The sequence below is a fragment of the Spirilliplanes yamanashiensis genome (genome assembly GCF_016863475.1).
GTDB lineage: Bacteria > Actinomycetota > Actinomycetes > Mycobacteriales > Micromonosporaceae > Spirilliplanes > Spirilliplanes yamanashiensis.
Genome location: NZ_BOOY01000018.1, coordinates 24,140 through 46,636, shown reverse-complemented (window position 1 = coordinate 46,636; position 22,497 = coordinate 24,140). Strand labels below are relative to the sequence as shown.

Genomic DNA, 22,497 nt, shown 5'->3' with positions numbered 1-22,497 from the left:
CGACACCACGGGAGGCATGATGCCCGACTCTCGCGCCTCCGGGCTGGCGGTCGCGCCCGACGCGGTGATCGTCCGCGGCCGGGTCTCCAGCGGTGAGATGAGCTACGCCGAGTGGGCGGTGGCGGGACTGCCGGCCGGGGGCGAGCCGCCCGCCCGCGACACGATCGTGCGGATCTCGGGCTACGCCGGCCGGCCGCCGTTCGTGGTGGCGCAGATCAGGGTCGTCGCCGGCGGCGTCCTCGTCCGCAGCCAGGTCGCCGCGTCGACCGCCACAGACGCCGTGGACCGCGCCGTCGCCGGCATGCGGGCACGGCTCGACCGGCTGCGCCGGGGAGCGCCCGGCGGGACGCGACCGCCGCTGCGCGCCTGCGGTCCGCCGCCCGAGCTGGTCGCCGCGTCGGCCGGACCGGCCCGGCTCGTGCGGATCAAGGAGTGCCGGCTCGCGGTGCGGCCGCCGGCCGCGGCGGCGTTCACCATGGACCTGCGCGACTACCCGTTCCACCTGTTCACCGAGGCGGCCACCCGCCGCGACGGTGTCGTGCACACCGACGGCGGGACCGGGTACCGGGTGCTGGAGGAGGGCCCGGCGCTCGACGTGCCGGCGGCGGTCGACGCCCTCGGATCGGCGCCGGGACGGCCGTTCCTGTTCTTCACCGACCCGGCGACCGGCCGCGGACGCGTGCTGTACCGCCGCTACGACGGCAACGTCGCCCTGATCCGGCCGCGCGCCGAACGGAGCCGCGGATGATCGACCGGACCGTCGAGGCGGTCGTCCTCGCCGCCGACGCGCTGGGGCCGCCGCCGGGAGGCGCCGCCGCGCTGCGCCGGCGGCTCGAGGCGCTGGTCGCGGCCGGTGTGAGCGCCGCCGTGACCACCGGGGCGTCGGCCGCCCACAGCGGCGACCTGCTGCGCAGCCGGCCCGCGGGTCCCGGGCGGCTGCTCCTGGTCTGCCGGCACGGCGGCGAGGTCTACGAGCTGGGCCCCCGCGGGCCCGTGCGGGTCGGCCGGCGTGTCCCGTCCGCCGCCGACGACGCCGCGCTGGACCGCGCCGTTACGGCGATCCGCGCCCGGCTCGACGGCCGCGGCGTGGTGTCGCGGCGGGTGCCCGGCCAGGTCGGCCGCCGGGTGGTCGGCGTGCGCTGGCCGGACCGGGCCCGCCTCGCCGGGCCAGCGGCGGCGACGCTGGTCCGCGACCTGGCCGCCGGTGCGGTCGCCGCCGCGGGGCTGCCGGACGTGCGGGTGAGCGCCGGTGCGACCCACGTCGACGTGTCGCTCGCGGATCGCGGCGACGCCATGCGCGACCTGCTCGTCCGGTTCGCGAGCCGCGGCATCGGGCCGGGTCTCGTGCTGGTGGCCGGGGATTTCGCCCACACCGGCGACGACACGGCGCTGCTCGTGCCCGAACTGGACCGGGCCGTCGTGGTGTCCGTGGGCGCCGGGCGCCCGGGGGGCCGCGCCCGGCCCGCCGTCCGGCACCGCCCGGGCGGCTGGGCGACAGTGCTCGCCCTGCTGGACGAGCAGCTGGACCGGCGCCGGTCGGCCCGGGTGCCGTGCGTCGACGAGGATCCGGCGTGGGTCGTGGTGGAGACGGGCGCCGACCGGCTCCGGCACCGGGTCACCGAGACCCTCTTCACGCTCGGCGCCGGCGGGCTGGCCACCCGCGGGTCGGTGGAGGAGGACGGCCCGGAGGCCGCGCCGCTCACCGTCGCCGACGGCCGGTACACCGCGCGCGGGCCGGCTCAGCACCTGCTGCCGGGCCCGCAGTGGGCCGCACTGGACATCGACCCGCCGCCGGCGGCGGACCGGCGGGTGCTCGACCTGCGTACCGGGGTGCTGTACCGGCAGACGGGTGAAGGCGGGCCGCCGATCCGGACGCTGCGCCTGGTCAGCGCGGACTCGCCCGGGCTGGCGGCGTTGTGCGCCGAGGGTCCCGCCGGGCGGCTGACCGGCGGCGCCCCGCTGCGTGCCCCGGCGGCCGGCCCCCGGTCCGACGGCCGGTCCTGGACCACCGGCGACGCGGGCGGCTGCGTCTGGGGGCGGACCGCCGACGCCGGCACCGGCGCGGTGATCACGGCCGCCGCCGTGCAGGCCGAGGCCGTCGCCGGTGGCCTGCGCACCGTGAGCCGGTTCGCCGTCTTCGCCGACCGGGACGCCGCCGGCCGGGCCCGCCGTGCCGCCCGGCGCGGCTTCGCCCGCGTCCTGGCCGAGCACCGCGCCGCCTGGGCACTGCGCTGGGAGGACGTGGACATCAGGATCCCCGACGCGCCCGCCGACCAGCTCGCCATCCGGTTCGCCCTGTTCCACCTGTGGGGCACCGCCGCACGGCACGACGAGTGCGCCGTCGGCGCCCGCGGACTGTCCGGCACCGGCTACGGCGGGCACGTCTTCTGGGACGCCGACGCGTACGTGCTGCCGGCCGTCGTCAGCATCGACCCGGACGCCGCGACCGCGATGGTCCGGTACCGGCTGCGGCGGCTGCCCGCGGCGCGGGCGGCGGCCCGGGCCGCCGGCCGGCGCGGCGCCCGGTTCCCCTGGGAGTCGGCGGTGTCCGGCGACGACGTCACCCCGAACGCCGGATACCTCGGCGGCACCCGGGTGCCGATCCGCACCGGGGAGCTGGAGGAGCACATCACCGCGGACGTGGCCTGGGCGGCCGTGCACGCCGCCACGTGGACGGGCACGCCGGAGCGGCTCACCGGGGAGTGGGCGCCGCTGCTCACGGAGACGGCCCGCTACTGGGCGTCGCGGATCCGGCTGGACGCCGGGGGGAACGCCCACATCGACCGGGTGATCGGCCCCGACGAGTACCACGAGGACGTGGACGACAACGCGTACACCAATGTGATGGCCCGGTGGAACCTGCGCGCGGCGGCCGACCTCGCCGCCGTGCCGGACGACGAACGGGCCGGCTGGCGGGAGCTGGCGGGCCGGCTCGCCGACGGGTTCGACCCGGCCACCGGCCGGTACGAGCAGTTCGCCGGCTACCGGCTGCTGGCCCCGCTGCGCGCCGCCGACGTCGGCGAGCCGCCGGTGGCCGCCGACGTGCTGCTCGGCCGCGCCCGCGTCGCCGCGTCGCAGCTGATCAAGCAGCCCGATGTGCTGATGCTGCACCATCTGGTGCCCGACGAGACCGCTACCGGGTCGCTCGGGCCGAACCTCGACTTCTACCTGCCCCGCACCACCCACGGCTCGTCGCTGTCGCCGGCGGTCAGCGCGGCGCTGCTGGCCCGTGCGGGCCGCCCGGACGAGGCGCTGCACCTGCTGCGGCACGCCATGGACCTCGACCTCGGCGACACGACCGGCACGACAGCCGGCGGCCTGCACGTCGCCGCCCTGGGCGGTGTGTGGCAGGCCGTCGTGGCCGGCTTCGCCGGTGTCCGGGTGCGCGGCAGCGTCGTCCACCTCGATCCGTGCCCGCCCGCCGCCTGGCCGCGGTTCGAGGTGCGGTTCCGCTGCCTCGGGCGCCGCATCCGGGTGGCGGTCGACGCCGCCGCCGTGGCCGTGCACACCGACGCGCCCACCTGGTTGCAGGTCGGGGGCAGTCCGCCGCGCCGGTGTGGCGGCTGGACCCGGTTCCCGCGCCGGAGCCGGCCGTGACGCGGGTGCTGGCGCCCCTCGACCCGACGTCGGCCGTGGAGGCGACGGCCACCGCACTGGCCCGGTTGCTCGCGGCGGACGTCCGGCACGTGGACCCGCGGGACCTGGCCGCGGGGGTCCACGACCGGGACGTCGTGGCGGCCGTGGTCTCCGCGGAGCCGGGCGGCGCCCTCGCGCCGGACGGCTGGGAGCGGGTCGCCGGCGGCGCGGACCGGCCGGTCGCGGTCGTTCCCCGCCTGCGCCGGCCGCCCGTGACGATCGACCGGGTGCTGGTGCCGCTGGACGGCAGCCCGGAGTCGGCCGCGGCGGCCGCGGACACGGTCGGCCTCTGCGCCGCGGGCGGGGCCGACCTCGTCGTCCTGCACGTCTTCGACGCCCGCACGGTCCCGCGGTACTGGGACCAGGCGGCGCACGCCCGCGCGGACTGGGAACGCGAGTTCCTGGCCCGCTGGTGCGCCGTGCCCGGGGCCCGGCTGCACCTGCGCAGCGGTGTGCCGGGCGAGCACGTCGCCGACGTCGCCAGGGTGGAGGCCGCCGACCTCATCGCCCTCGGCTGGTCGGGCACGCTCGCCCCCGGCCGGGCGCGCACCGTACGCCGGACCCTGGCCGAGGCGACGGTGCCGGTGCTGCTCATCCCGGCCGGCCTCCGCTGACCGGGACATTCGGCCCTGCCGATCGTGGGGGCCGGCGCGGTTGGGTCGGTCCATGGAGACGTACTTCGCCCCTCTCGACTTCGGCTCCGTCCTGGCGGTGCCGCGCCTCTGCCCCGCCTGCGGCAACGCGGACCTGACCCCGGTCGCCGACCAGGGCCGGTCCAACCTGCGCTGCGCCGGGTGCCTGCGGTGCTGGCGGCCGTTCCTGGGCGCCCTCGCGCCGGTCGACCCGGCCACCTGCGCCGACTGCGGCCACCGCGCCGGCTGCCTGAGCCGGGCAGGTGTCCCGTGCGCGTCGGGCTGATCGCCCCGCCGTGGGTGCCGGTGCCCCCGCCCGCCTACGGCGGCACCGAGGCCGTCGTGGACAACCTCGCCCGCGGGCTCGCCGCCCTCGGCCACGACGTCCGGCTGTTCACCGTCGGTGAATCGACCTCGCCCGTGCCCAGGAGCCACCTGTACCCGGCCGCGGTCCGGCCGATGGGCGACTCGCTGCTGGAGGCCGCGCACGTCCTGGCCGCGTACCGGGAGCTGCGCGACGCCGACGTGATCCACGACCACACCGTGCTCGGCGCGCTGATCGGCCGGCACGTCGGCGGGTTGCCGCCGATCGTCGTCACCCATCACGGCCCGTACACGCCGGAGGCGCAACGGGTCTTCGCCGAGATCGCCCGGCGCGCCCGGGTGGTCGCGATCTCCCGCTCACAGGCGCGGCAGGCCCGCGGGGTGCGGATCGACGACGTCATCCTGCACGGCGTCGATCTCGTCGCGCACCGCCCGGGCCCGGGCGACGGGGGGTACGCGGTGTTCATGGGCCGGATGTCGCCCGACAAGGGGGTGCACCGCGCCGTCGAGATCGCCCGCCGCGCGGGCCTGCCGCTGCGGATCGTCACCAAGATGTGGCGACCGGACGAGCGCGACTACTTCGAGCGCGCGGTCCGGCCCCTGCTGCGCCCGGGAGACCCGCGGCCCGGCGAGGAACCTCCCCGGCGCCGCGTGGAGCTGCTGCGCCACGCCGTGGCACTGCTCAATCCCATCTGCTGGCCGGAACCGTTCGGGCTGGTCATGGCGGAGGCCCTGGCCTGCGGTACGCCCGTCGTCGGGACCCCGTGCGGCGCCGCTCCGGAGATCGTCGACCACGGGCTCACCGGGTACCTGGACGACGACGACGACGCGCTCGCCGGCGCCCTGCGCCGCGTCGGCGGGATCGACCGGCGGGCCTGCCGGGACGCCGCCGAGCGCCGCTTCTCCGCCGACCGCATGGTCGCCGATCACCTGCGCCTGTACGGCCGGGCGGCCGGCCTCGTCGGGACCGGCGAGCGGGCGGCGTAGCCGGGACTCGCACCCGCCGTAGCGGCCGTCGGCGAGGCGGCGGAGCGCGGCCGTGATCTGGTCGACGTTCTGCCGGGTGGCGGCGATCATCGCGGCGCGGGTGTGCGCCTCGGCGGGGTCGCCGGTGTCCGCCGTGAGTTCGGTGAGCCGCGCCGTCTGCCGCCGGTCGTCCTGCCGATGTCCGTGGTCATGATGCCTCGCCTGGGAAAAGGGTCGAAGCTGAGGAGCTTTCGCTGGAATTGCGGGACGACCGGGGGGCCTCGGGCGGATAACCAACGGCCGCCCTGGGCGGCGCGTTCGGCGCGCGGGCCCGGCCCGGACGGACACCGCGCCTGAACTGCGCCTTAAGCCTGGCCGGCGGCACTCCCGGCGACCGCGCCCGGTGGCACAGACTCGGCCCGTACCGACGCCGTCGACCCCCGGGAGTCCCGCCATGCCGAAGCGTCCGCCCCTGCGAGCGGCCCTGGCCGCCGCCGCCGTCCTGGTCAGCGTGGCCGCCGGCCTGATCGGCCTGGAGCCGGCGCGGGCCGGCGCGCAGCCCACGGTCACGTTCGTGAACCGGTCGGCCGAGACGATCTGGATCGGGTCGGGCGTGTCCGACAACCCGGTGGACTCCTCGGCCGCCATCACGGGGCTGCCGGTGCTGGCGCCGGGGGAGACGTCCGCGCCGGTCGTCATCCCCACGGACAGTCCGGCCGGGCACTGGCGGGGGCGGTTCTTCGCGCGGCAGCGGTGCGCCGGCGAGCCGGGCAGCACGTTCCGGTGCGTCGCCGGCGATTGCGGGAACCTGGCCGACCGCTGCCTGACCGCGCCGTCGCCGGTCAGCCTCGCCGAGTTCAACTTCGACCCGAAGGACGCCTGGGCGCCCTGGTACAACGTCAGCTACGTCGACGGGGTGAACCTGCCGGTCACGATCGCCCCCGACGGCGTCCCGCCGGCCACGCAGGGCGCGTGCGCCACGATGGGCTGCGCGACCCCGATGTTCACGGCCGGCGACTGCCCGGGGGCGCTGTCGGCGGACGGGCTCGTCTGCGCCCAGCGGACGGTCGCCGAGCGCGACGACGGCACGACCCCGTACGCCACGGAGATCAAGAAGCGGTGCCCCTCGGCGTACAGCTGGTCGCGCGACGGCGAGGCGACCAACTCCTCGCCGGTCGTCAACTGCATCGGGTGCAGCGGCTTCACGGTGACGTTCCACGCCAACGCCTAGGCACGTCGCTCCACAAAGGTAAGACGTTTGGTCGCCCGATCGGCGTTGACCGTAATCAATGTCGCGTGGTCCGAATGGGACTCGCGGCCGCCCGTTCGTCCGATTGATGGACGTACGCGCTGTGACAGCGTGTATCCGGAGCGGAAACGGGGGCTACGGCCGTTCCTCTCTTTCGGCACAGGAGGCGGACAACGTGATGACCAGAAGATCGCGCAGCGTGCGGGCGGCCGGCGGACTGGGGGTGGCGTTGCTGCTCACCACCCTCGTCGGCGTGATCGCCGCACCCGCCGCGCAGGCCGACGGCACGGTCGTGCAGGGGAACAAGAAGTGCAGCGAGCTGTTCCCCGGCGTCGCGAACCTGCGCGAGGTCAAGGTCGAGCCTCCGGCGAGCGGCACGTACGGCGACGGCACGCTGAGCGTCAAGGTGACCGTCCACCCGCTGGCCACCGACGTCACCGACCACCCCGGCGACCAGACCGGCAACGAGGTCTTCGACTTCGCCGCGACCGGCGGCGTCGTGCTCGGCGTGGCCGTCAAGGGCGGCCCCGACACCAACCTGTACAGCCACCCGGCGGGCACGTCCGCCGGCACCAACCTGCACGCGCCGCTGAACGCGAAGAACGGCAAGTTCCCCGACCTGAGCCACATCTCCTTCTGCTACGTCCCCAAGGCCAAGCCGAAGATCAAGACCCAGGTCTCCAAGGCCGAGCTGACGATCGGCGGGCCGGTCACCGACACCGCGACGCTGTGGGAGGGCAACAACCCGACCGGCACGATCACCTTCTCGGTGTACGGGCCGAACGACGCCACCTGCGCCGGCGCGGCCGTCTTCACCGACACCGTGACCGTGAACGGCAACGCCGGCTACACCTCCGACCCGTTCACGCCCGACGCCGTCGGGACGTACCGGTGGATCGCGGTCTACGGCGGCGACGCGCGCAACGAACCGGCCGCCGGCAAGTGCAACGACGCCAACGAGCAGGTCGTCGTCAAGAAGGCCGTGCCCGACCTGAAGACCGTGCCGTACGTCTACCCGAACGACACCGCCACGCTGAAGGGCCTGTACAAGCCGTCCGGCGGCACCGTGGTGTTCAAGCTGTACGGCAACAAGACCTGCACCGGTGACCCGATCTACACCGAGTCGCAGACCGTCGGCGCCGACGGCGACTTCTCCACGAAGAACACCACCGTGAAGGTCAGCACCGACGGCACGGTGTCGTGGATCGTCACGTACAGCGGCGACGACCGCAACGAGGGCGCCGTCAGCGCCTGCGGCGACGAGCAGGTCACGCTCGACTTCACCCCGCTCGGCTCGTAACCGGCGGGTCCGGCTCGTCGCGGCCCAGCGCCGCGGCGAGCCGGTCGAGGTGGTGCGCGACGGGACCGGCGGTGAGCATGCCGCTGCCGGCCCCGGCCAGCTCGTGCGCGGCCGGCGCGAGCGCCGCGCGGGCGCGCGCCATCGCCGCCCGGTCGCCCACCAGGACCGCGGCCCGGCCGGTGAGGCACCACAGCGCCTCCAGCAGCAGCCCGGGCGGCGGCTCGGGGGTCCGGCGCAGGGCCTCGGCCGCCTCGGCGGCCCGGCCGCGGGCGTGCAGCAGCAGGGGAGCGGCCCACGGCCGGTACGGGCCCCAGCCGTCGGCGTCGCCCGGGTCGTCGCCCGGGTCGGCCGGTTCGCCGCGCGACACCCGCAGGCACAGCAGCGCCAGCGGCAGCAGGCCCCGCTCGACGCCCGGCATGCCCGCCCCGGCGAGCCGCGCCGCCGCCTCCCGGTACGCGTCCGCCGCGTCCGGCGACCCGGTCGCGGCCAGCCGCAGCGCCGCGTACCAGGCGGTGAAGACGCCGGTCAGCGGGCGCTCGTGCCGCTCGGCCAGCGCGTCCGCCGCGGCCGCGTGCCGGTCGGCGGCGACGAAGTCGGCCAGGGCGCTGCGGGCCTGGACGCGCACGAGGTGGCCGAGGATCTCGAACGTCGCCAGGCCGTTGCGGGCGGCCAGCCCCACCAGCTCCGCGCCGATCCGGTCCCGGTCGCCCGCCAGGCCGGCGCGGTGGCAGCGCTGCACGAACACGCCGTCGAGGGCGAAGGCCAGCAGCGCCGGGTCGCCCAGGGCGCGGGCGATCCGCTCGGCCTCGGCCGCGGCGGCGGGCCCGCGCGGGCCGGCGGTGCCGCGCGACTCCACCGCGACCGTGGCGAGCAGGCGCGCCCGGGTGGCGTCGGGGGCGCCGGGCGGCAGCGCCGCCAGGGCCCGCTCCGCCGCGGCGACGATCTGCGCCGCCTGCGCCAGGTCGTCCGGGCGGGTCCACACGGTCGGCACGTCGTAGCCGCCGATCACCCGGGCGGTGAGGTCGGCGTCGCCCAGCCGCTCGGCCGCGGCGATCGCCTGGACGCGGTGGTCGCGGGCCGCCGCCAGGCCGCCGGGACCGGACACGGCGAGGCCGCGCAGCAGCCCCACCGTCGACTCCAGGCGCGCCCGGGCGCCGGCGGCGACGGCACGGTCGTACGCCGCGGCCGCGTCGGCCCAGATCCGCTCCGGCCCGGCGCCCGCCCCGTCGTCGCCGGCCTGCCGCAGGATGTCGGTCTCCAGCCGGCGCAGCGCGGGGCCCGGTTCCAGCCCGAGCCGGTCGGCGAGCAGGTGGCGGGCCCGCCGCAGCACCCCCAGCGCGTCCGCCTGCCGGCCCGCCCGGTACAGGGCCGTGGCGAGCAGCCGCCACCCGTCCTCCCGCCAGGGGTGGTCGGCGACGTGGGCGTCGAGGTCCGGCACGACCTCCGCCGCGCCGCCCGCGGCCAGCCGGGCCTGCGCGCGCTGCTCGACGGCGTTCAGCCGCAGCTGTTCGAGCCGCGACCGCTCGGCGGCGGCCCACGACTCCGGCGCGAAGTCCGCGTACGCCGGCCCGCGCCACCACGCCAGCGCCTCGCCGAGCAGGGCGGCCGCCCGGTGCGGCGGCGCCGAGGCCGCCGCCGCGACCGCGGCCTCGAACCGCCACGCGTCCACGGCGTGCGGCGCCGCCTGCAACGCGTAGCCCGGCCCCACGGTGACCAGCAGCCGCGCCGGGGCGCGCGGCGGGCGCCCCGGTTCGAGGTTGCGGCGCAGCGCCGCCACGAACGTGCGGACCGCGCTCACCGCGCCCGCCGGCGGGTCGGGCCACAGGGCGTCGACCAGGCCGCCGACCGGGACGACCCGGCCCCGGGCCACGACGAGCCGGGCCAGCACCGCGCGGTGCCGCGGCCCCTTCAGGTCGACCGGGGCGCCCGCGTCGTCCCAGGCCACCACCGGTCCGAGCACCCCGAACCCGATCCCCACCCGTCCGGCCCACCCCTCCGCCGGGCCCAACCTATCGCGCTCATCGGTTGCTCATCGGCCACCGGCACGCTCGGGGCGTCACCGACGAAGGAGCGAACCTCATGGCCCCGGTCATCCCCGGATTCGAGTACCAGCGCGTCGCGGTCGCCGACGACGTCACCCTGCACGTGGCGGTCGGCGGCGCCGGCAGCCCCGTCGTGCTGCTGCACGGCTTCCCGCAGACCCACCTGATGTGGCGGCACGTCGCCGCGGACCTCGCCGCCGACCACACCGTCATCTGCCCGGACCTGCGCGGCTACGGCGCCAGCGACAAGCCCGCCGAACGCGGCCCGGACACCTACGCCAAGCGCACCATGGCCGCCGACGTCGTCGGCCTGGCCCGGGCGCTCGGCCACGACCGGTTCGCCCTGGCGGGCCACGACCGCGGCGGCCTCGTCGCCGTGCGGGCCGGGCTCGACCACCCGGGCGCCGTCACCCACCTGGCCGCGCTCGACATGCTGCCGACCGCCGAGATGTGGGACGTCCTGCACGGCGCCTCCGCGGCGGTCGCGTTCCACCTGTTCCTCATGGCGCAGCCGCCCGGCCTGCCCGAGACGATGATCGGCGCGAGCGCCGACGCGTTCTTCGGCCACTTCCTCGACGCCTGGACCGGCGACCCGCGGGCGATCCCGGCGGACGTGCGGGCCGAGTACCTGGCGGCCTCCCGCGCGGCGGTGCCGTCGATCGTGGCCGACTACCGGGCCTCGGCCGGCGTCGACGTGGAGCACGACCGGGCCGACCGCGCCGCCGGCAACCGGCTCGCCATGCCCGTCAGCGTGGTGCAGCAGGACTGGGGCGCCGCGCTCGGCTACGACGCCGCCGCGGTGTGGGGCGCCTGGGCGGCCGACCTGGAGCACCGCACCTCGTCCGCCGGGCACTTCATGGCGGAGGAGTCGCCCGGCGAGGTCATCGGCGTGCTGCGCGCCCTGCTCGCGCGGTGACCCGCGGCGGCCCGGGCCGGCCCGTGGCGGCCCGGTCAGGGCGCGACGTGCAGGACCGGGCTGCGCAGGTGGTCGTCGACGAGGCTCGTGTCGCCGTCGGCCACCTCCGGTCGTTCGGTGAGGCGGTCGATGACGGGCGTCACGAACGTTCTTCGGCCGGCCCGGCGCCGGCGGCGCGTGGGCCGTGCTGGCCGCCGCCCTGACCTGGGGGACCGTCGGCCCGGCGCAGCTGCGGTCCGGCACGACGGCCGGCCCCGGGGCGCTGGGCGCCCTGCGGCAGCTCGTGGGCGGCGCCGTCCTGCACGAACGCCTGACCGTCCCCGCCGCCGCCGGATCGCTCGTCCTGCTCGCCGGGCTCGCCGTGGTGGCCCTGCCGCGGCGCGGCGGGCGCACCCGGCCGCGGCCGGGTGCGTTGGGGAAGCCGGGCACCGCACGCCGGGGCAGGGGTCGGCGGGCCCACCGGTGGCCGGTGACCGGCTCTCGTAGGCTCCTGGTGGCCCCGCCCCCGACGCCGAGGAACCCTATGTCTGCCGTCGCCCCGACCGCCGTCGTGTTCGCCGCGTCCGCGCCGCCGCCGGAGCGGCCGTGGTGGGCGCTGGTCCTGCTCGCGTCCGGTGCGGTGGCGCTGGCCACCGGGGTCGCCCTCGGCATGATGCACCGGCGGGCGGGCGGCCCGCCGTCCCGGCACGCCGGCCCGCCGCGCGAGATGGCGCCCGCCCAGGCGTGGCTGCACCAGTCCGCGGCCGCGGCGGCGCCCCCGGCGCCCGCGCCGCGCACGCTCCCGGCGGCGTTGATCGCGCTGGCCGTCGCCGGGGTGGTCGCGCTCGGCCTGGGCGCCTGGTTCGTCGCGTCCCCGCCCGGCGGCGGCGGGACCGCGAACGTCGCCGCCACCGCCCCCGCGGCCAGCGCGGCGCCCCTGGCGGCGTCGGCGCGGCCCACCCGCGCGGCGAAGCTCGGGCCCCGGTTCGTGTCCAGCGACCCCGACCTGTGCCTGGCGACGGAGTCCGCGGGCGTCGGCTCGCCGCTCATCGTGTCGACCTGTAACGGGTCCCGGACCCAGCGGTGGCTGCCGAACGGCGACGGCACGATCCGGCTCGGCCGGTACTGCATGGACCTCGCGAACGCCGAGACGGCCGACGGCACGATCGTGCAGGCGGCGGAGTGCAACGACAACGAGGCCCAGCAGTTCGACGTCGAGGACGGCCGGATCGTCAGCGTGCTGGCCGACAAGTGCGTCGACATCGTCGGCGAGAAGCTCGCCCCCGGGGCGGGCGTCACCATCCGCCCGTGCGACGAGACCGGCCGCCGCTCCTGGCGCTACGTGCGCTGACCTCAGCCCGCCGGCACCGCGAAGTTCTGCGTCCACACGATGCGCGACCGCGTGTCGTGGGCCACCCCCACCCCGAGGTGCACGAACTCCGGGTTGTGGATGTTCGCCCGGTGCCCCCGGCTCGCCAGCCAGTCCTTCATGACCGCCCGGGCGTCCGGCTGCCCCCAGGCGATGTTCTCGCCCACCCGGGACCACCGGTAGCCGGCGGCCGTGACCCGGTCGGCGACGGTGCCTCCCTCCGGCGACACGTGCGCCAGGTACCGGCGCGCCGCCATGTCGGCCGAGTGGGCCCGGGCCGCGTCGGCGAGCAGCTCGTCCGCCTCCACCGGCCGCAGGCCGCGCCGGGACCGCTCCAGGTTGACGAGCTGCACCACCCGCGCCTCCAGCGTCGCCCGGATCAGTGGGCGCACGCGCGGTTCCCCGTCCTCATCTCCCCGTCCTCATCGGAGCAGGCTAACGGCGCGCCCGCCGCCCCGGGAGCGCCTCGGGTGTGCCGGGGAAGGCGGTGCGGTACGGCCGGGCAGAGATGCCCGCGCCGCCCGGCCGCGCCACCGGGCGCGCCCGTACCGTCACTTCCGGGCGTCACCGCCACACAGGTGCGAGCGGAAGGTGGACAGGGGTGCGGGAACGCAACGGTGGCGGCCTGATGGTCCGGCACACCGTGGGCAACGCCATCGTGCTGCACGGCCAAGCCCGCATCAGCCTGGAGGCGCAGTCCGTGGCGCTCGCCGTGCCGCCGGACACCGAGAACGACATCGTCGTGCTGGACGTGCCCCGCGGGCCGTCCACCGACCTGTGGGAGGCCGCCGCGGCCGCCCTGCCCCGACGCCGCCGCGGCATCCGCCTGATGGTGTGCGGCGCCCCGGTTGAGACCGCCGCCCTGGCCGGGCAGTGGTTCGCCGACCGCCTCGGCCGCTCCGTCGTGGCCCCGCACGGCCACCCCATCGTCACCAGCGGCGGCACCGTGTTCGTGCACGCCGGCGAGACCAGCGGCTGGGTCCGGCACCGGCGCGGCCAGCCGCCCGCCTGGGTGGCCAAGCGGTTCCCCAGCCCCGCCTGGGACGCCGCCGCCGCCGAGTACCGGGTCACCAGCGCCACCGCCGTCGTCGAGCCGCTGCCCGGCGGCGCCTGGCTGCACGGGCCCGACGACAACAAGGGCGGCCACTGGCGCCGGCTGGTCACCGAGGTGCCGTGCCTGCCGGACGCCATGACCGTGGTCATCGGCCTGCCCGGCGGCGCGCAGGTGACCCTCGACGACGTGGCCCGGTTCTGGCGCAAGCTCGACGACGACGGCCGCCTGCGCACCCGGTTCGTGCAGTACGGGCCCGTCGACGTGCCGCCCGGCGAGACCCTGGGCCAGGCCCTCGCCGACCTGTTCGACCGGCCCGTCGTCTGCTACGGCGGGCTGCCCGTCGGCGCCGCCGACATGCCGCAGATGTTCACCGTCGACGCCGGCGGCGCCCTCGGCTGGCAGGTCTTCGCGTACGAGATCGGCTACAGCCCGCGCGGCGGCGCCACCCGGCCCGCCGCCCCGCCGGTCGTGCTGAGCCACCGCCCGCCGCTCGGCCTCACCGACCAGGTCGCCGCGGGCGTGTACTGGTACGCCAACGACGCCGTCGTCGAGGTCGTCCCCGCCGGGCTGCTGATCCGCCCGGCGGAGGCGTCGAAGCGGACCGAGCTGGTCCGGGCGCAGGCGGTGCAGCCCGGCATGCAGCTGACCGTCTTCGACGACACGGTGCGCGCGGCGGCGCCGCGGATGCGCCTGCTCGCCGAGGACGTCCTCGCCCGGCTGGACCCGGCCACCCGCGAGCGCAGCGCGCTGGTGCCGATGTCGGAGCTGCTCACCCAGGCGACGGCCCGCCGGGAGGCCATGGGCCGGCTCGGCGTGGACGACGCGGAGCCCCCGGCCGGCGCCGACGACGCGACCGTCATCGGCTCCATCGACCAGGTGCTCGCCGCGGTTCCCGCGCCGGTGCCGGCCCCGACGGCCGATGCCGCCGACGTGGGCCGGGTGGTGCACGAGCTGACCCGGGAGACGCCCGTGGTCGCCCCGAAGGCCGCGCCCGCGAACTTCGTCGACCTGGTCATCACCGTCGACCAGCCGACCCGCGAGACGCCGGTGCTGACCCCGGCGACCGCGCCCGCCCTGGCTCCCGCGCCGGCGCCGGTGCCCGTCGGCGGCCGGACGGAGGTCAGCGGGCCGGCCCTGCCGAGCCTGCCGGCGACCCCCGCGCCGCGGGAGCCCGCCGGGCAACCCTGGATAGATGAGGTCGCGGCCTGGCCGCGGGCGCTGCGCGGGCAGTTCGAGGGCGCCGCCGGGCCGGTGCGGCAGGCCGTCGCCGGGCACCCGCAGTTCCAGCCCGACGGGGACACTCCGGGCGAGGTGCTCGCCCAGGCCGTCGCCGTCCGGCTCCACCTCGCCGCCCACGGCGCCGCCGGGCAGGACGGCTGCGAGGCGTTCGCCCGGCACGTCGTCGCCGGGCTGCGCCGCCTGCCGCTGCACCGCGGCAGCGTCACGGTGACCGCCGCACCGACCGAGGAGCAGTGGCGGCGGCTCGCCGGGCACGGCGTGCTGCACCAGCCCGGCTTCACCCACGCGCTGGTCACCCCGGCCGCGGGCCCGCCCGGCGACACCGACGTCCTCATCTGGTCCATCGGCGCCCGGCGCACCACCGTGCTGGAACCCGCCGACGGCGGCTGCGCCGACCGGGTCGTGTTCGCGCCCGGCACCCGGTTCGAGGTCCTCGACGCGGCGCCGCCGGGACCGGACGGCGCCCGCGGCACCGTGCTGCTGCGCGAGCTGGCCGACGACGAGCAGGATGACGACCGCGCCAAGCGGGCCGCGTTCAACGAGCTCGTCACCAACATCATGCGGCGCTGGGCGGCGCAGTGGCCGGCCGGCCCGGACCGCCCGGAGCTGCCCGCCGGGGTGGTGGAGCGCTGCCACGGCCTGCCCGGGCTCGGCTGACCGTCCGGCTGAGCGTCCGGCTGAGCGTCCGGCAGGGCAGACGCCGGGCGAACGAGGGGCAGGAACCGTGGCCGCCGCGCCGGTCGCGGCGGCGCCCGTAGTGGAATGGGGATCGTGAGCAGCTACCCGTTCGTGCCGGCGCTGCCGGACGCCTACCGCGGGCGGGACATGCCGCCCGTCCTCGACCTCAGCGCGCGGCCGGGCGGCGCGCCGTCCGCGCTGCTCGACCAGGTCGACGCCGTCGCCGCCGACGCCATGCCCGACGTGGCCGGCGCGGTCGCGCTGTGGCGCGCCTGGCGGCTCGACGGCCCGGGGTCCCGCCGGCGCGTGTTCGTCCTGCAGACCGACTCGTCCGTCGCGGACCCGCGGGGGGTGGCCGGGCTGCTGACCAGCCTGCTCGACCCGGACGGCGCCGCCGGCACCGACGTCGCCGTGTACCGCGCGGGCGAGCACCCGGACCCCGCCGCGCTGGCCGCCCGCAACGCGTCCGCCCTGCTGTGGGCGGCCGAGCCGGGCGGCGACCTGGCGGTGGCGCGGGTCTTCGACGCCGTCGACCCCGTGACCGGGCCGCGGTTCGACGACGACCACGAGTGGCTCGGCCACCCCGGCGAGGGGTCCGTCCGGGACACGGTGCAGCGCTACCTCGACGACGGGGTGCTGCTGCTCGGCTCGACCGACCTCATGGGCGACGTGATCGCCCCGCAGCTCGGCCCCGTCGTGCCGATGTCGTTCCGGACCGACGGGCGGTGGATCTGGACCGACACGGTCGCCTACTACGTGCGCGAGTACGGCCTGGCGCCCGACGCCCGCCTGCTCGACCACATCCAGGAGCGGCAGGTCATGGTGCCCGCGCTGGTCAGCGACGTGGCGCGGCACCGGGCGCTGGCCACCCTGTTCCGCCCGGCCGGCGCCGAGCCGGTCTGGCGGGCGTGACCGGTCACGGCCGGGCGGGCGCCGGTTCCGGGTTCAGCAGGTACGCCAGGGCGCGGTGCCCGGCGACCGCGTCGACCGACGGCAGCGCGTGGCCGCGCGACCGGATGTGATCGGCGAGCCCGGGGTCCGGGGCCAGGTGGTGCACGTCGAGGTAGTGGGCGACCGCGTCGGTCCACACCCACGCGCCGTCGGTGCGGTAGTTCAGCGGCACGACCGCGCCCCGGTCCGGGTCGAGGACGTCGCGGCCGCGTTCGGTGGTGGCCAGCAGCACCGTGCCGGCGGCGAGCCAGGCCAGCAGCCGCCGCCGCTCCTCCGCGTCGTCGATCCGCGGGTGGTCGTCGGCGAACCGGGGCCCCGCCTCGGGGTCCGCGCCGTCGAAGACCCGGGCCGTGGTGATGGCGCCCGCCCGGGTCCGTGCCCACAGCAGGGCGCTGCTGCCGCGGGCGAACCGGTGGTACGCCGGCAGGTCCTCGTCCGGCGCGTACACCTCGACCTGCGGGTCCGCCACACCGGCCGCGGCCAGCGCCCGCTGGACGTGCGCGGTGACGCCCGGCAGCTCGGCCGTGGGCAGGTCCACCTCCAGCAGGTACACCCGGGCGGGCGCGCCGCCGGCGAACCGCCAGGCGCGCCACAGCGCCACCAGGGCGGCCGGGTCGGCGGCCCGGGCGGCGGCGGCCATCGCGTCGTCGTCCACCCGGTCGGCGGCGGCCTCCCGCAGCCCGGCGTGCGCGCCGGTGAGGTCCAGCAGCAGCGCGGGGCCGCCGTCGAACGACCGGCCGACGGGCTCGCGGCTCGGCGCGAACCGGTACCCGGGCGCGGCGGCGTCGTCCTGCCGCGGCCCGCTGTCCGGCGGCAGCCCGAGGGCGCCGGCCTCGGCGGGCGTGACCGGCACCGCGTGCTCGGCGACCGCGCCGGCCACGACGGCGGCCGCGTGCTCGGGGCCCGACGCCGCGAGGGCGGCGCGCGCGGCCGCCAGGGCGCCGTCCGGCAGCCGGCCGCCGAGGCGCAGCAGCAGCCGGTGCCAGGTGCCCGTGTCGGTCGCGGCCATCGGCCCTCCTCGTCTCCGCCTGCGGATGCCCGCGGGCCACGCTAGTCGCGGGCGCCGGTCACCGGGGCGGCTGCGGCGGGCCCGTTCCCTCCGGTGCGGCGGTCGTGCCCGATCGTCGGGGCGCCCGGCCGGCGGCGGCGTCCGCCGGCGTCAGGGCGGCGGTGGCGCACCAGAAGTCGCGGGTCAGGCGCACGGGGGCCGGGCCGCCCGGGTTGACCAGGACGTCGACGTCGTCGTCCAGCAGCGCGGCCACCTCGGCGACGCCCGCCCGCAGCAACCGCGGCGCGCCGATCCGCTCGGCGTGCGCGCCGGCCGTGGCCACCATGACGCAGGTCGCCGCGTCCGGCGAGGCGGTCAGCAGCGGCGCCCCGGACGCGTCGAGGGCGACGTCGACCAGCGACTCGCGCAGCAGCAGCCGCACCCGGGCCGGCGGCAACCGGCGCCGGGCGAGCAGGCGCAGCGCCGCGTCGAGCGGGTCGGTGGGCGCGTCCGGCGTACCGGGGCGGTGGCCGGGGTTCGCGCTGAACGGGCCGGTGGAGCCGTCTGGGTGCACCGGCCACAGCCCGACCACCGCGCCGGGTGGCGGCTCCTCGCCGTCGTCGCCCGGCCGCCAGCGCGGGTCGGTCAGCAGCAGGTGGTGGGCGGGTACGCCGGTGGTCATCGCGCTCCCGTCCGCTCCGCCGCCGGGAGCCCGTCCGGGTGCAGCGTCCGCACCCACGACGGGACGGACAGCCGGCCGCTGGGCAGCAGCTCGTGGCCGAGGACACCGTGGACGGTGCGGGCCAGGCCGAGGTCCCGCAGCCCGGCGGACAGCTCGGTCAGGACCCGCTCGGCGGTGTCGCGGTCCATCGAGTCCGGCAGCAGCAGCACCACCGGGCGGCCCGGCTCGCGCCGGGTCATCTCCTGGAAGTCGGGCGTCCCGGCCAGCAGGCCCGCGAGGTCGCCGGTGGGCCGGTGCAGGTCCCGGTCGCCGTCCGCGCTGCGCATCGCCAGGGTCGCGCCGTCGCGCGAGCCGACCATCACGATGAACGGCAGCTCGCCGCCCCACGGCGGCACCGGCGCGCTCAGCGGCAGCCCGTCGGCGCCGCCGAAGCCGGAGAACGAGTAGGAGCCGGTCTCGCGCACGAAGGTCTCCACGACGGTCGGCATCGTGTAGAAGTACTGGTCCCGGGTGGGGAACAGCAGCCCGAAGGTGCCGTACCCGGGCTTCTGCAGCGGCAGGGTCCGGGCCGGGTTGGCGGGGTGCGACGGCGCCGGGCTCTCGGGCCGGTCCGCCGGGTCCACATCGGACTCGGACTCTTCGTCCGCGGGGACGTCGAGGTCGAGCGCCGGGGCGGGGTCCAGGTCGAGGTCGGTCTCCGTCGCGACCGGCTCCAGGGCGGGCGTCGGCGGCAGCGACGTGTCGGCGGCGAACGTGTGGTAGACGCCGCCGCTCTCCACCGCCAGCGGGCCGTCCGGGTTGACGTGCACGACGTTGCTCGCCGTCAGCACCGGCCGGTCGTCGCCGCGGCGGCGCAGCCGCCGGCTGAACTCCGCCATCGGCCCCGCCGGCCAGTTCCGGCCGACCAGGCAGATCATCGCGATGAAGCTGTCGTAGCGGTCCGGCGAGAACCGGGCCAGGATGCCGGCGCGGTCCATCAGGTCGTGGATGACGTCGCCCTGCACGTACACCTTGTCGCCGCCGTTGCCCATCCGCACGATGTTCGCCGTCGGCTCCCCGTGCTCGAAGATCATGGCGAACCGGCTGCCCGTGCTCAGCTGGTGCGTCACCCCGTCGGGCCCGTCGCTCGACTCCAGGCTCGTGTACGCCCCCGGGCCGGCGGGCGGGTTGTGCAGCACGAACGAGGTGTCGAACGCCAGGTCGGCCGTGCGGCTCCAGAAGTCGACGCCCGCCAGCTCGCCGTCCGGGCCCAGGATCTCGGTCATCTGCACCTCGTGCGGCTGCAACGGCCCCGGCACCAGCCGGCGCGACCACGTCGGGGCGCTGATCCCGCCGCGGTCCGTCAGCCGCGCGCCGAGCAGGCCGTGCACGGTGCGGTAGAAGCCCCGCTCGCGCAGGCCCGCACTGACCGCCGCCAGCACCTTCGCGGCGGTGGCGGGCGTGAACGAGTCCGGCAGCAGCAGCACGACCGGCCGGTCCGACGACGCGCCCGCCAGCTCCCGGAACCGGGGGGACGCCGCCAGGAAGCGGGCCAGGTCGGTGGCCGGCGCCTCCAGCGGGCGCCACAGCTCGTCGCGCATGTCCAGGTGCACGCCGTCCGGCGAACTCACCTGGACGAACAGCGGGCCGCCCGTGCCAAAGCCCGTCGGCGCCCCGAGGAACGCGCCGGGCTCGGGTTCGTACTCGGCCAGCCCGAACGGGTTCGCCGCCGCGCTCCAGCCGTCGATCGCGGCGCGCACGGTGCTCTCCGGCTGCCGGTGCCCGGGCAGCACGAACACCGACGACATGCCGAACTTGTCGGCCGCGGTCAGCGCCTCCGGGGCGGTGGACAGCACCCCGGCGATCCGGGTGACGGCGTCGCCGGTCGCGCCCGTCGTCGCGTACACCGGGCGGGCCGTCGTGTCGACGCCGAGGCCGACGGCGAAGTCGTACCCCGCCCGGCCGGCGTCGTCGCGGTCGCCGGCGTGCGGCGACACCAGCGTGACCGGCGCGTCCGGGTCGTCCAGGGCGGCGCGCACCACCGGGTGGGTGGCGGCGGCGCGGGCCAGCACCGCGGGCCGCACCGCGATCCGGCTCCCGTCGCGGGTGCGCACCCACAGCCGCTCCCCGTCACCGGCGGCGACCACCCGGACGCCGCCACGGCCCGCCGCGTCGCCGGCCGGCGCCGACGCGTCGTCGTCCAGCGGGAACTCGATGCCGCCGCCCGGCAGCTCCCGCACCACCAGGTCGTCCAGGCGCGGCTCGCGGACCAGCTCGAACGGGTGCTCCTGCACGGTCATCCACTGCCGGGTGGGCCGCAGGCCGCCGGGCGCGTGCCACACGTACCGGAAGCCGCCGTGCCCGGCGAGGGCGTCGGCGAACGCGGTGACCGTCCGGGTGATCTCGGCGCGCCGCCAGTCCTTCTGCTCGGCGAAGCAGAGCGCCACCGGCCGGCGCGGGTCGCCGCCGGTGAGCCGCCGGAACGCCTCGTCGTCCTGCAGCTCGCGGGCCAGCCGCTCCGGGGTCACCGTGCGGACCCCGCCGCCCGGGGCCGGCACGACGAAGTGCCGGCGGTCGGCGGCGAACTCGACGAACAGCGGCAGCGGGTGGCCGGACGGGTGGGGGTGCGGGCCGGCCCAGGGGTTGTGGCTGAACGTCGTCTTCTCGCCGGGCTTCTCGCTGGTGTTGTTGTAGACGATGTCGCGGAAGTGCTCGTTCATGGCGCCGGTGAGGGTGCCGGCCCACTCGGCGTCGGTGCCGTCGGCGATCAGCGAGAGCGCGGCCTCGTCGCCGCGGCGGTCGCGCAGCACGGTGGGGCGCAGCCGGTCCGGGCGCGGGGCGGCCGGCGCGGGGGTCGTGGCGTAGGGGCGGCGCTCCCGGTCGGCGGTGCCGGCGGACTGATCCGGCGCCGGGTTTGCAGGGGCCTGCTCGGCCGGTGCCGTTTCCGGCTTTGCCGGGACGACCTGGATGTTCGCGAACCGGCCTCCGTCGTGGACGGTGAGCTTGCCCGGTTCGAAGGTGGCGGGGCCGCCGTTGAGGTGCACGGCGCCCTGGAAGCCGCGCTGCCGGGCGGCGCGGGCGAGGTTCCGGCCGAGCGCGGTCAGGTCCGTGCCGGGAGCGGGCGCGGACACGATGACGACGAGCGACGCGTCGGGTCCGGCGGCGCCGAGGCCGATCTGCTCGTCGGCGTACGCGGCGATCTCGGCCGCCGTCATGGGGCTCGGGGCGAGGAACCGGTCTCCGGCCGTGGCGTCGACGTGGATGACGTACGGGCGGCGGCCGTCGGCGGCGGACCAGCGGAGCCGGGCGGTGACCGGCGCGTCCGGCGAGCCGGCGGCCGGGCGGACGGTGTAGCGGTGGTGCCGGGCGAGGGGCCGGGACCGGGCCCAGGCCCGGACGGCGGCGCGGGCGGCGGGGTCGGCGGACAGGGTGACGCCGAAGACGGTCCCGTCGGCGTCGGCGAGCGGCACCGCCGCGGCGGGTTCGGGGGCCGGGGCGGGTTCGGGGGTCGCGGCGGGTTCGCCCGCGGTGGCGAACGTGCCGTTGTTGCTCAGGGTGAGGGTGCCGCCGGTGAATGTGGCCGGGGTGGTGTTGATGTGGACCTGGCCGCGGAAGCCGTGGTCGCGCCGGGCGAGGGTCAGCACGGCGTCGGCCAGCCGGGCCGGGTCGGGGCCGGCCGGGTCGGCGGGCACGATCAGCACCAGGGAGGCGTTCTCGGCGGCGGCACCGAGGTTCGCGCCGGCGGCGAGGAGGCGGACCAGGTGCTCGGGGGTCAGGTCCCGGGTGCCGGTCCGCGTCGGCACGGTGAAGGTGTCGCCCTCGGTGCGGTCGAAGGCGAACAGGATGGGGTCGCGGCCGAGGCTGCCCGCCCAGGCGGCGGTCTCCTGGCGCGCCGGTCCGGTGCCGCCGGGTCCGGGGTGGACGGTGACCGTGCCCTGGCGCAGCTTGGGTCGCGCGGCGGCCCAGCGCTGGATGTCCGGGTGGGCGTCGTCGCGGGTCATGAAGCTGAAGACGGTGTTGGCCCCGTCGGGGTCGCGGATGACCTGCGGCGGCAGGATGCCCGCCAGGTCCGCGGGGACACCGGCGCGGCCCCCGGTGCCGGCCTGCCCGGTCTCGGCCGAGGGCCCCGGCGCCGGGCGCGCCGGCGCGGAGGCCGGCGCGGTAGGGGCCCGCCCTGCGGGGGCCGGCGCGGTGGTGGCGGTGCCGGTGGGGGCCGTGGTGATCGTGCCGTCGGCGAGGAGGAGGCGGGAGCTGAGCGGGCGGACCGTCGCCGCGGTGCCGCTCACGTAATAGAGGGGGGCGGTGCGACCGGCGCTGAGGGCGGTCACCTCGTCCGGGGGCAGGGCCGCGGCGCCCTCGCCGACCGGGACGATCAGCAGCGGCCGGTCCGTGCGGACGGCGGCGCCGACGGCCGGGTCGGCGGCGAGGCGGGCGAGCAGGTCGCGGGCGGGCACCGTGTCGGTGCGGCCGGCGGGGCCCGGGACGGCGAAGCCGGTGCCGTCGGCGGAGCGCT

At 77.8% G+C, this 22,497-nt stretch carries 16 protein-coding genes (1 of these 16 running past the window's edge); 11 read left to right on the top strand and 5 right to left on the bottom strand.

Translation table 11 applies throughout. The features are described from left to right. Nucleotides 1-19: 19 nt before the first annotated feature. The 7 genes from Sya03_RS12195 (at nt 20) to Sya03_RS12165 (ending at nt 8,107) form a co-directional block, all read left to right on the top strand. Nucleotides 20-748 (top strand): sigma 54 modulation/S30EA ribosomal C-terminal domain-containing protein, encoded by a 729-nt coding sequence (locus tag Sya03_RS12195; RefSeq protein ID WP_203938373.1) that lies wholly within the window; start codon nt 20-22, stop codon nt 746-748. Then, complete coding sequence (locus tag Sya03_RS12190) at nt 745-3,597, top strand: glycosyl hydrolase family 65 domain-containing protein (RefSeq protein WP_203938372.1); 2,853 nt, start codon at nt 745-747, stop codon at nt 3,595-3,597. Before Sya03_RS12195 ends, Sya03_RS12190 begins: the two co-directional genes overlap by 4 nt. After that, nucleotides 3,594-4,250: a universal stress protein gene (locus Sya03_RS12185; protein WP_203938371.1), complete on the top strand. Its 657-nt coding sequence runs from the start codon at nt 3,594-3,596 to the stop codon at nt 4,248-4,250. Before Sya03_RS12190 ends, Sya03_RS12185 begins: the two co-directional genes overlap by 4 nt. A gap of 52 nt (nt 4,251-4,302) precedes the next feature. Then, a complete protein-coding gene (locus tag Sya03_RS12180; protein ID WP_203938370.1) occupies nt 4,303-4,554 on the top strand; it encodes a hypothetical protein in 252 nt (83 codons plus the stop codon). Then, nucleotides 4,539-5,579, top strand: coding sequence for a glycosyltransferase family 4 protein (locus Sya03_RS12175; RefSeq protein WP_203938369.1), 1,041 nt, complete (start codon nt 4,539-4,541; stop codon nt 5,577-5,579). The genes Sya03_RS12180 and Sya03_RS12175 overlap by 16 nt, the downstream gene beginning before the upstream one ends. Nucleotides 5,580-6,012: 433 nt before the next feature. Continuing rightward, entirely contained in the window at nt 6,013-6,789 is a 777-nt protein-coding gene (locus Sya03_RS12170) for a thaumatin family protein (RefSeq protein ID WP_203938368.1), read from the top strand. A 196-nt stretch (nt 6,790-6,985) separates the two neighbouring features. After that, on the top strand, nt 6,986-8,107 hold the full coding sequence (locus Sya03_RS12165; protein ID WP_203938367.1) for an Ig-like domain repeat protein: 1,122 nt from the start codon (nt 6,986-6,988) through the stop codon (nt 8,105-8,107). Here Sya03_RS12165 and Sya03_RS12160 read toward each other — a convergent pair. Continuing rightward, on the bottom strand, nt 8,088-10,085 hold the full coding sequence (locus tag Sya03_RS12160) for an AfsR/SARP family transcriptional regulator (RefSeq protein ID WP_203938366.1): 1,998 nt from the start codon (nt 10,083-10,085) through the stop codon (nt 8,088-8,090). The two genes, Sya03_RS12165 and Sya03_RS12160, sit on opposite strands and share 20 nt — an antisense overlap. A gap of 101 nt (nt 10,086-10,186) precedes the next feature. Here Sya03_RS12160 and Sya03_RS12155 point away from each other — a divergent pair, with 101 nt between their 5' ends. Further along, on the top strand, nt 10,187-11,065 hold the full coding sequence (locus Sya03_RS12155) for an alpha/beta fold hydrolase (RefSeq protein ID WP_203938365.1): 879 nt from the start codon (nt 10,187-10,189) through the stop codon (nt 11,063-11,065). Nucleotides 11,066-11,249: 184 nt separating this feature from the next. Beyond that, nucleotides 11,250-12,395 carry an RICIN domain-containing protein gene (locus Sya03_RS12150; RefSeq protein WP_203938364.1) on the top strand — a complete coding sequence of 382 codons (1,146 nt, stop codon included), beginning with the start codon at nt 11,250-11,252 and terminating at the stop codon, nt 12,393-12,395. 2 nt (nt 12,396-12,397) lie between these two features. Here Sya03_RS12150 and Sya03_RS12145 read toward each other — a convergent pair whose 3' ends face one another. After that, a complete protein-coding gene (locus Sya03_RS12145) occupies nt 12,398-12,805 on the bottom strand; it encodes a CAP domain-containing protein (RefSeq protein WP_203938363.1) in 408 nt (135 codons plus the stop codon). A 209-nt stretch (nt 12,806-13,014) separates the two neighbouring features. Between Sya03_RS12145 and Sya03_RS12140 the strand changes: the two genes are divergently transcribed. Continuing rightward, nucleotides 13,015-15,363, top strand: coding sequence for a hypothetical protein (locus Sya03_RS12140; protein ID WP_203938362.1), 2,349 nt, complete (start codon nt 13,015-13,017; stop codon nt 15,361-15,363). Between the two features lie 114 nt (nt 15,364-15,477). Then, nucleotides 15,478-16,296 carry a hypothetical protein gene (locus tag Sya03_RS12135; protein WP_203938361.1) on the top strand — a complete coding sequence of 273 codons (819 nt, stop codon included), beginning with the start codon at nt 15,478-15,480 and terminating at the stop codon, nt 16,294-16,296. Nucleotides 16,297-16,300: 4 nt separating this feature from the next. Here the strand turns inward: Sya03_RS12135 and Sya03_RS12130 are convergent, their stop codons facing one another. The 3 genes in view from Sya03_RS12130 to Sya03_RS12120 are tightly spaced (at most 58 nt apart) and all read right to left on the bottom strand, a layout consistent with a single transcriptional unit that may run on beyond the window. Further along, nucleotides 16,301-17,344, bottom strand: coding sequence for a hypothetical protein (locus Sya03_RS12130; protein ID WP_203938360.1), 1,044 nt, complete (start codon nt 17,342-17,344; stop codon nt 16,301-16,303). A 58-nt stretch (nt 17,345-17,402) separates the two neighbouring features. After that, entirely contained in the window at nt 17,403-18,005 is a 603-nt protein-coding gene (locus tag Sya03_RS12125; protein WP_203938359.1) for a type VII secretion system-associated protein, read from the bottom strand. Next, nucleotides 18,002-22,497, bottom strand: partial view of a DUF8616 domain-containing protein gene (locus Sya03_RS12120; protein ID WP_203938579.1) — the 3' portion only. The gene runs 23,998 nt beyond the window's last position; 4,496 of the gene's 28,494 nt are visible here — the last part of the coding sequence; the start codon falls outside the window, past its right edge; its stop codon occupies nt 18,002-18,004. The genes Sya03_RS12125 and Sya03_RS12120 overlap by 4 nt, the downstream gene beginning before the upstream one ends.

Excerpts from the sequence above, each read along its gene's own strand:
- Sya03_RS12195 (WP_203938373.1), top strand. The coding sequence starts at position 20 with ATGCCCGACTCTCGCGCCTCCGGGCTGGCGGTCGCGCCCGACGCGGTG.
- Sya03_RS12170 (WP_203938368.1), top strand. The coding sequence starts at position 6,013 with ATGCCGAAGCGTCCGCCCCTGCGAGCGGCCCTGGCCGCCGCCGCCGTC.
- Sya03_RS12125 (WP_203938359.1), bottom strand. The coding sequence starts at position 18,005 with ATGACCACCGGCGTACCCGCCCACCACCTGCTGCTGACCGACCCGCGC.
- Sya03_RS12155 (WP_203938365.1), top strand. The coding sequence starts at position 10,187 with ATGGCCCCGGTCATCCCCGGATTCGAGTACCAGCGCGTCGCGGTCGCC.
- Sya03_RS12165 (WP_203938367.1), top strand. The coding sequence starts at position 6,986 with ATGACCAGAAGATCGCGCAGCGTGCGGGCGGCCGGCGGACTGGGGGTG.
- Sya03_RS12180 (WP_203938370.1), top strand. The coding sequence starts at position 4,303 with ATGGAGACGTACTTCGCCCCTCTCGACTTCGGCTCCGTCCTGGCGGTG.
- Sya03_RS12130 (WP_203938360.1), bottom strand. The coding sequence starts at position 17,344 with ATGGCCGCGACCGACACGGGCACCTGGCACCGGCTGCTGCTGCGCCTC.
- Sya03_RS12190 (WP_203938372.1), top strand. The coding sequence starts at position 745 with ATGATCGACCGGACCGTCGAGGCGGTCGTCCTCGCCGCCGACGCGCTG.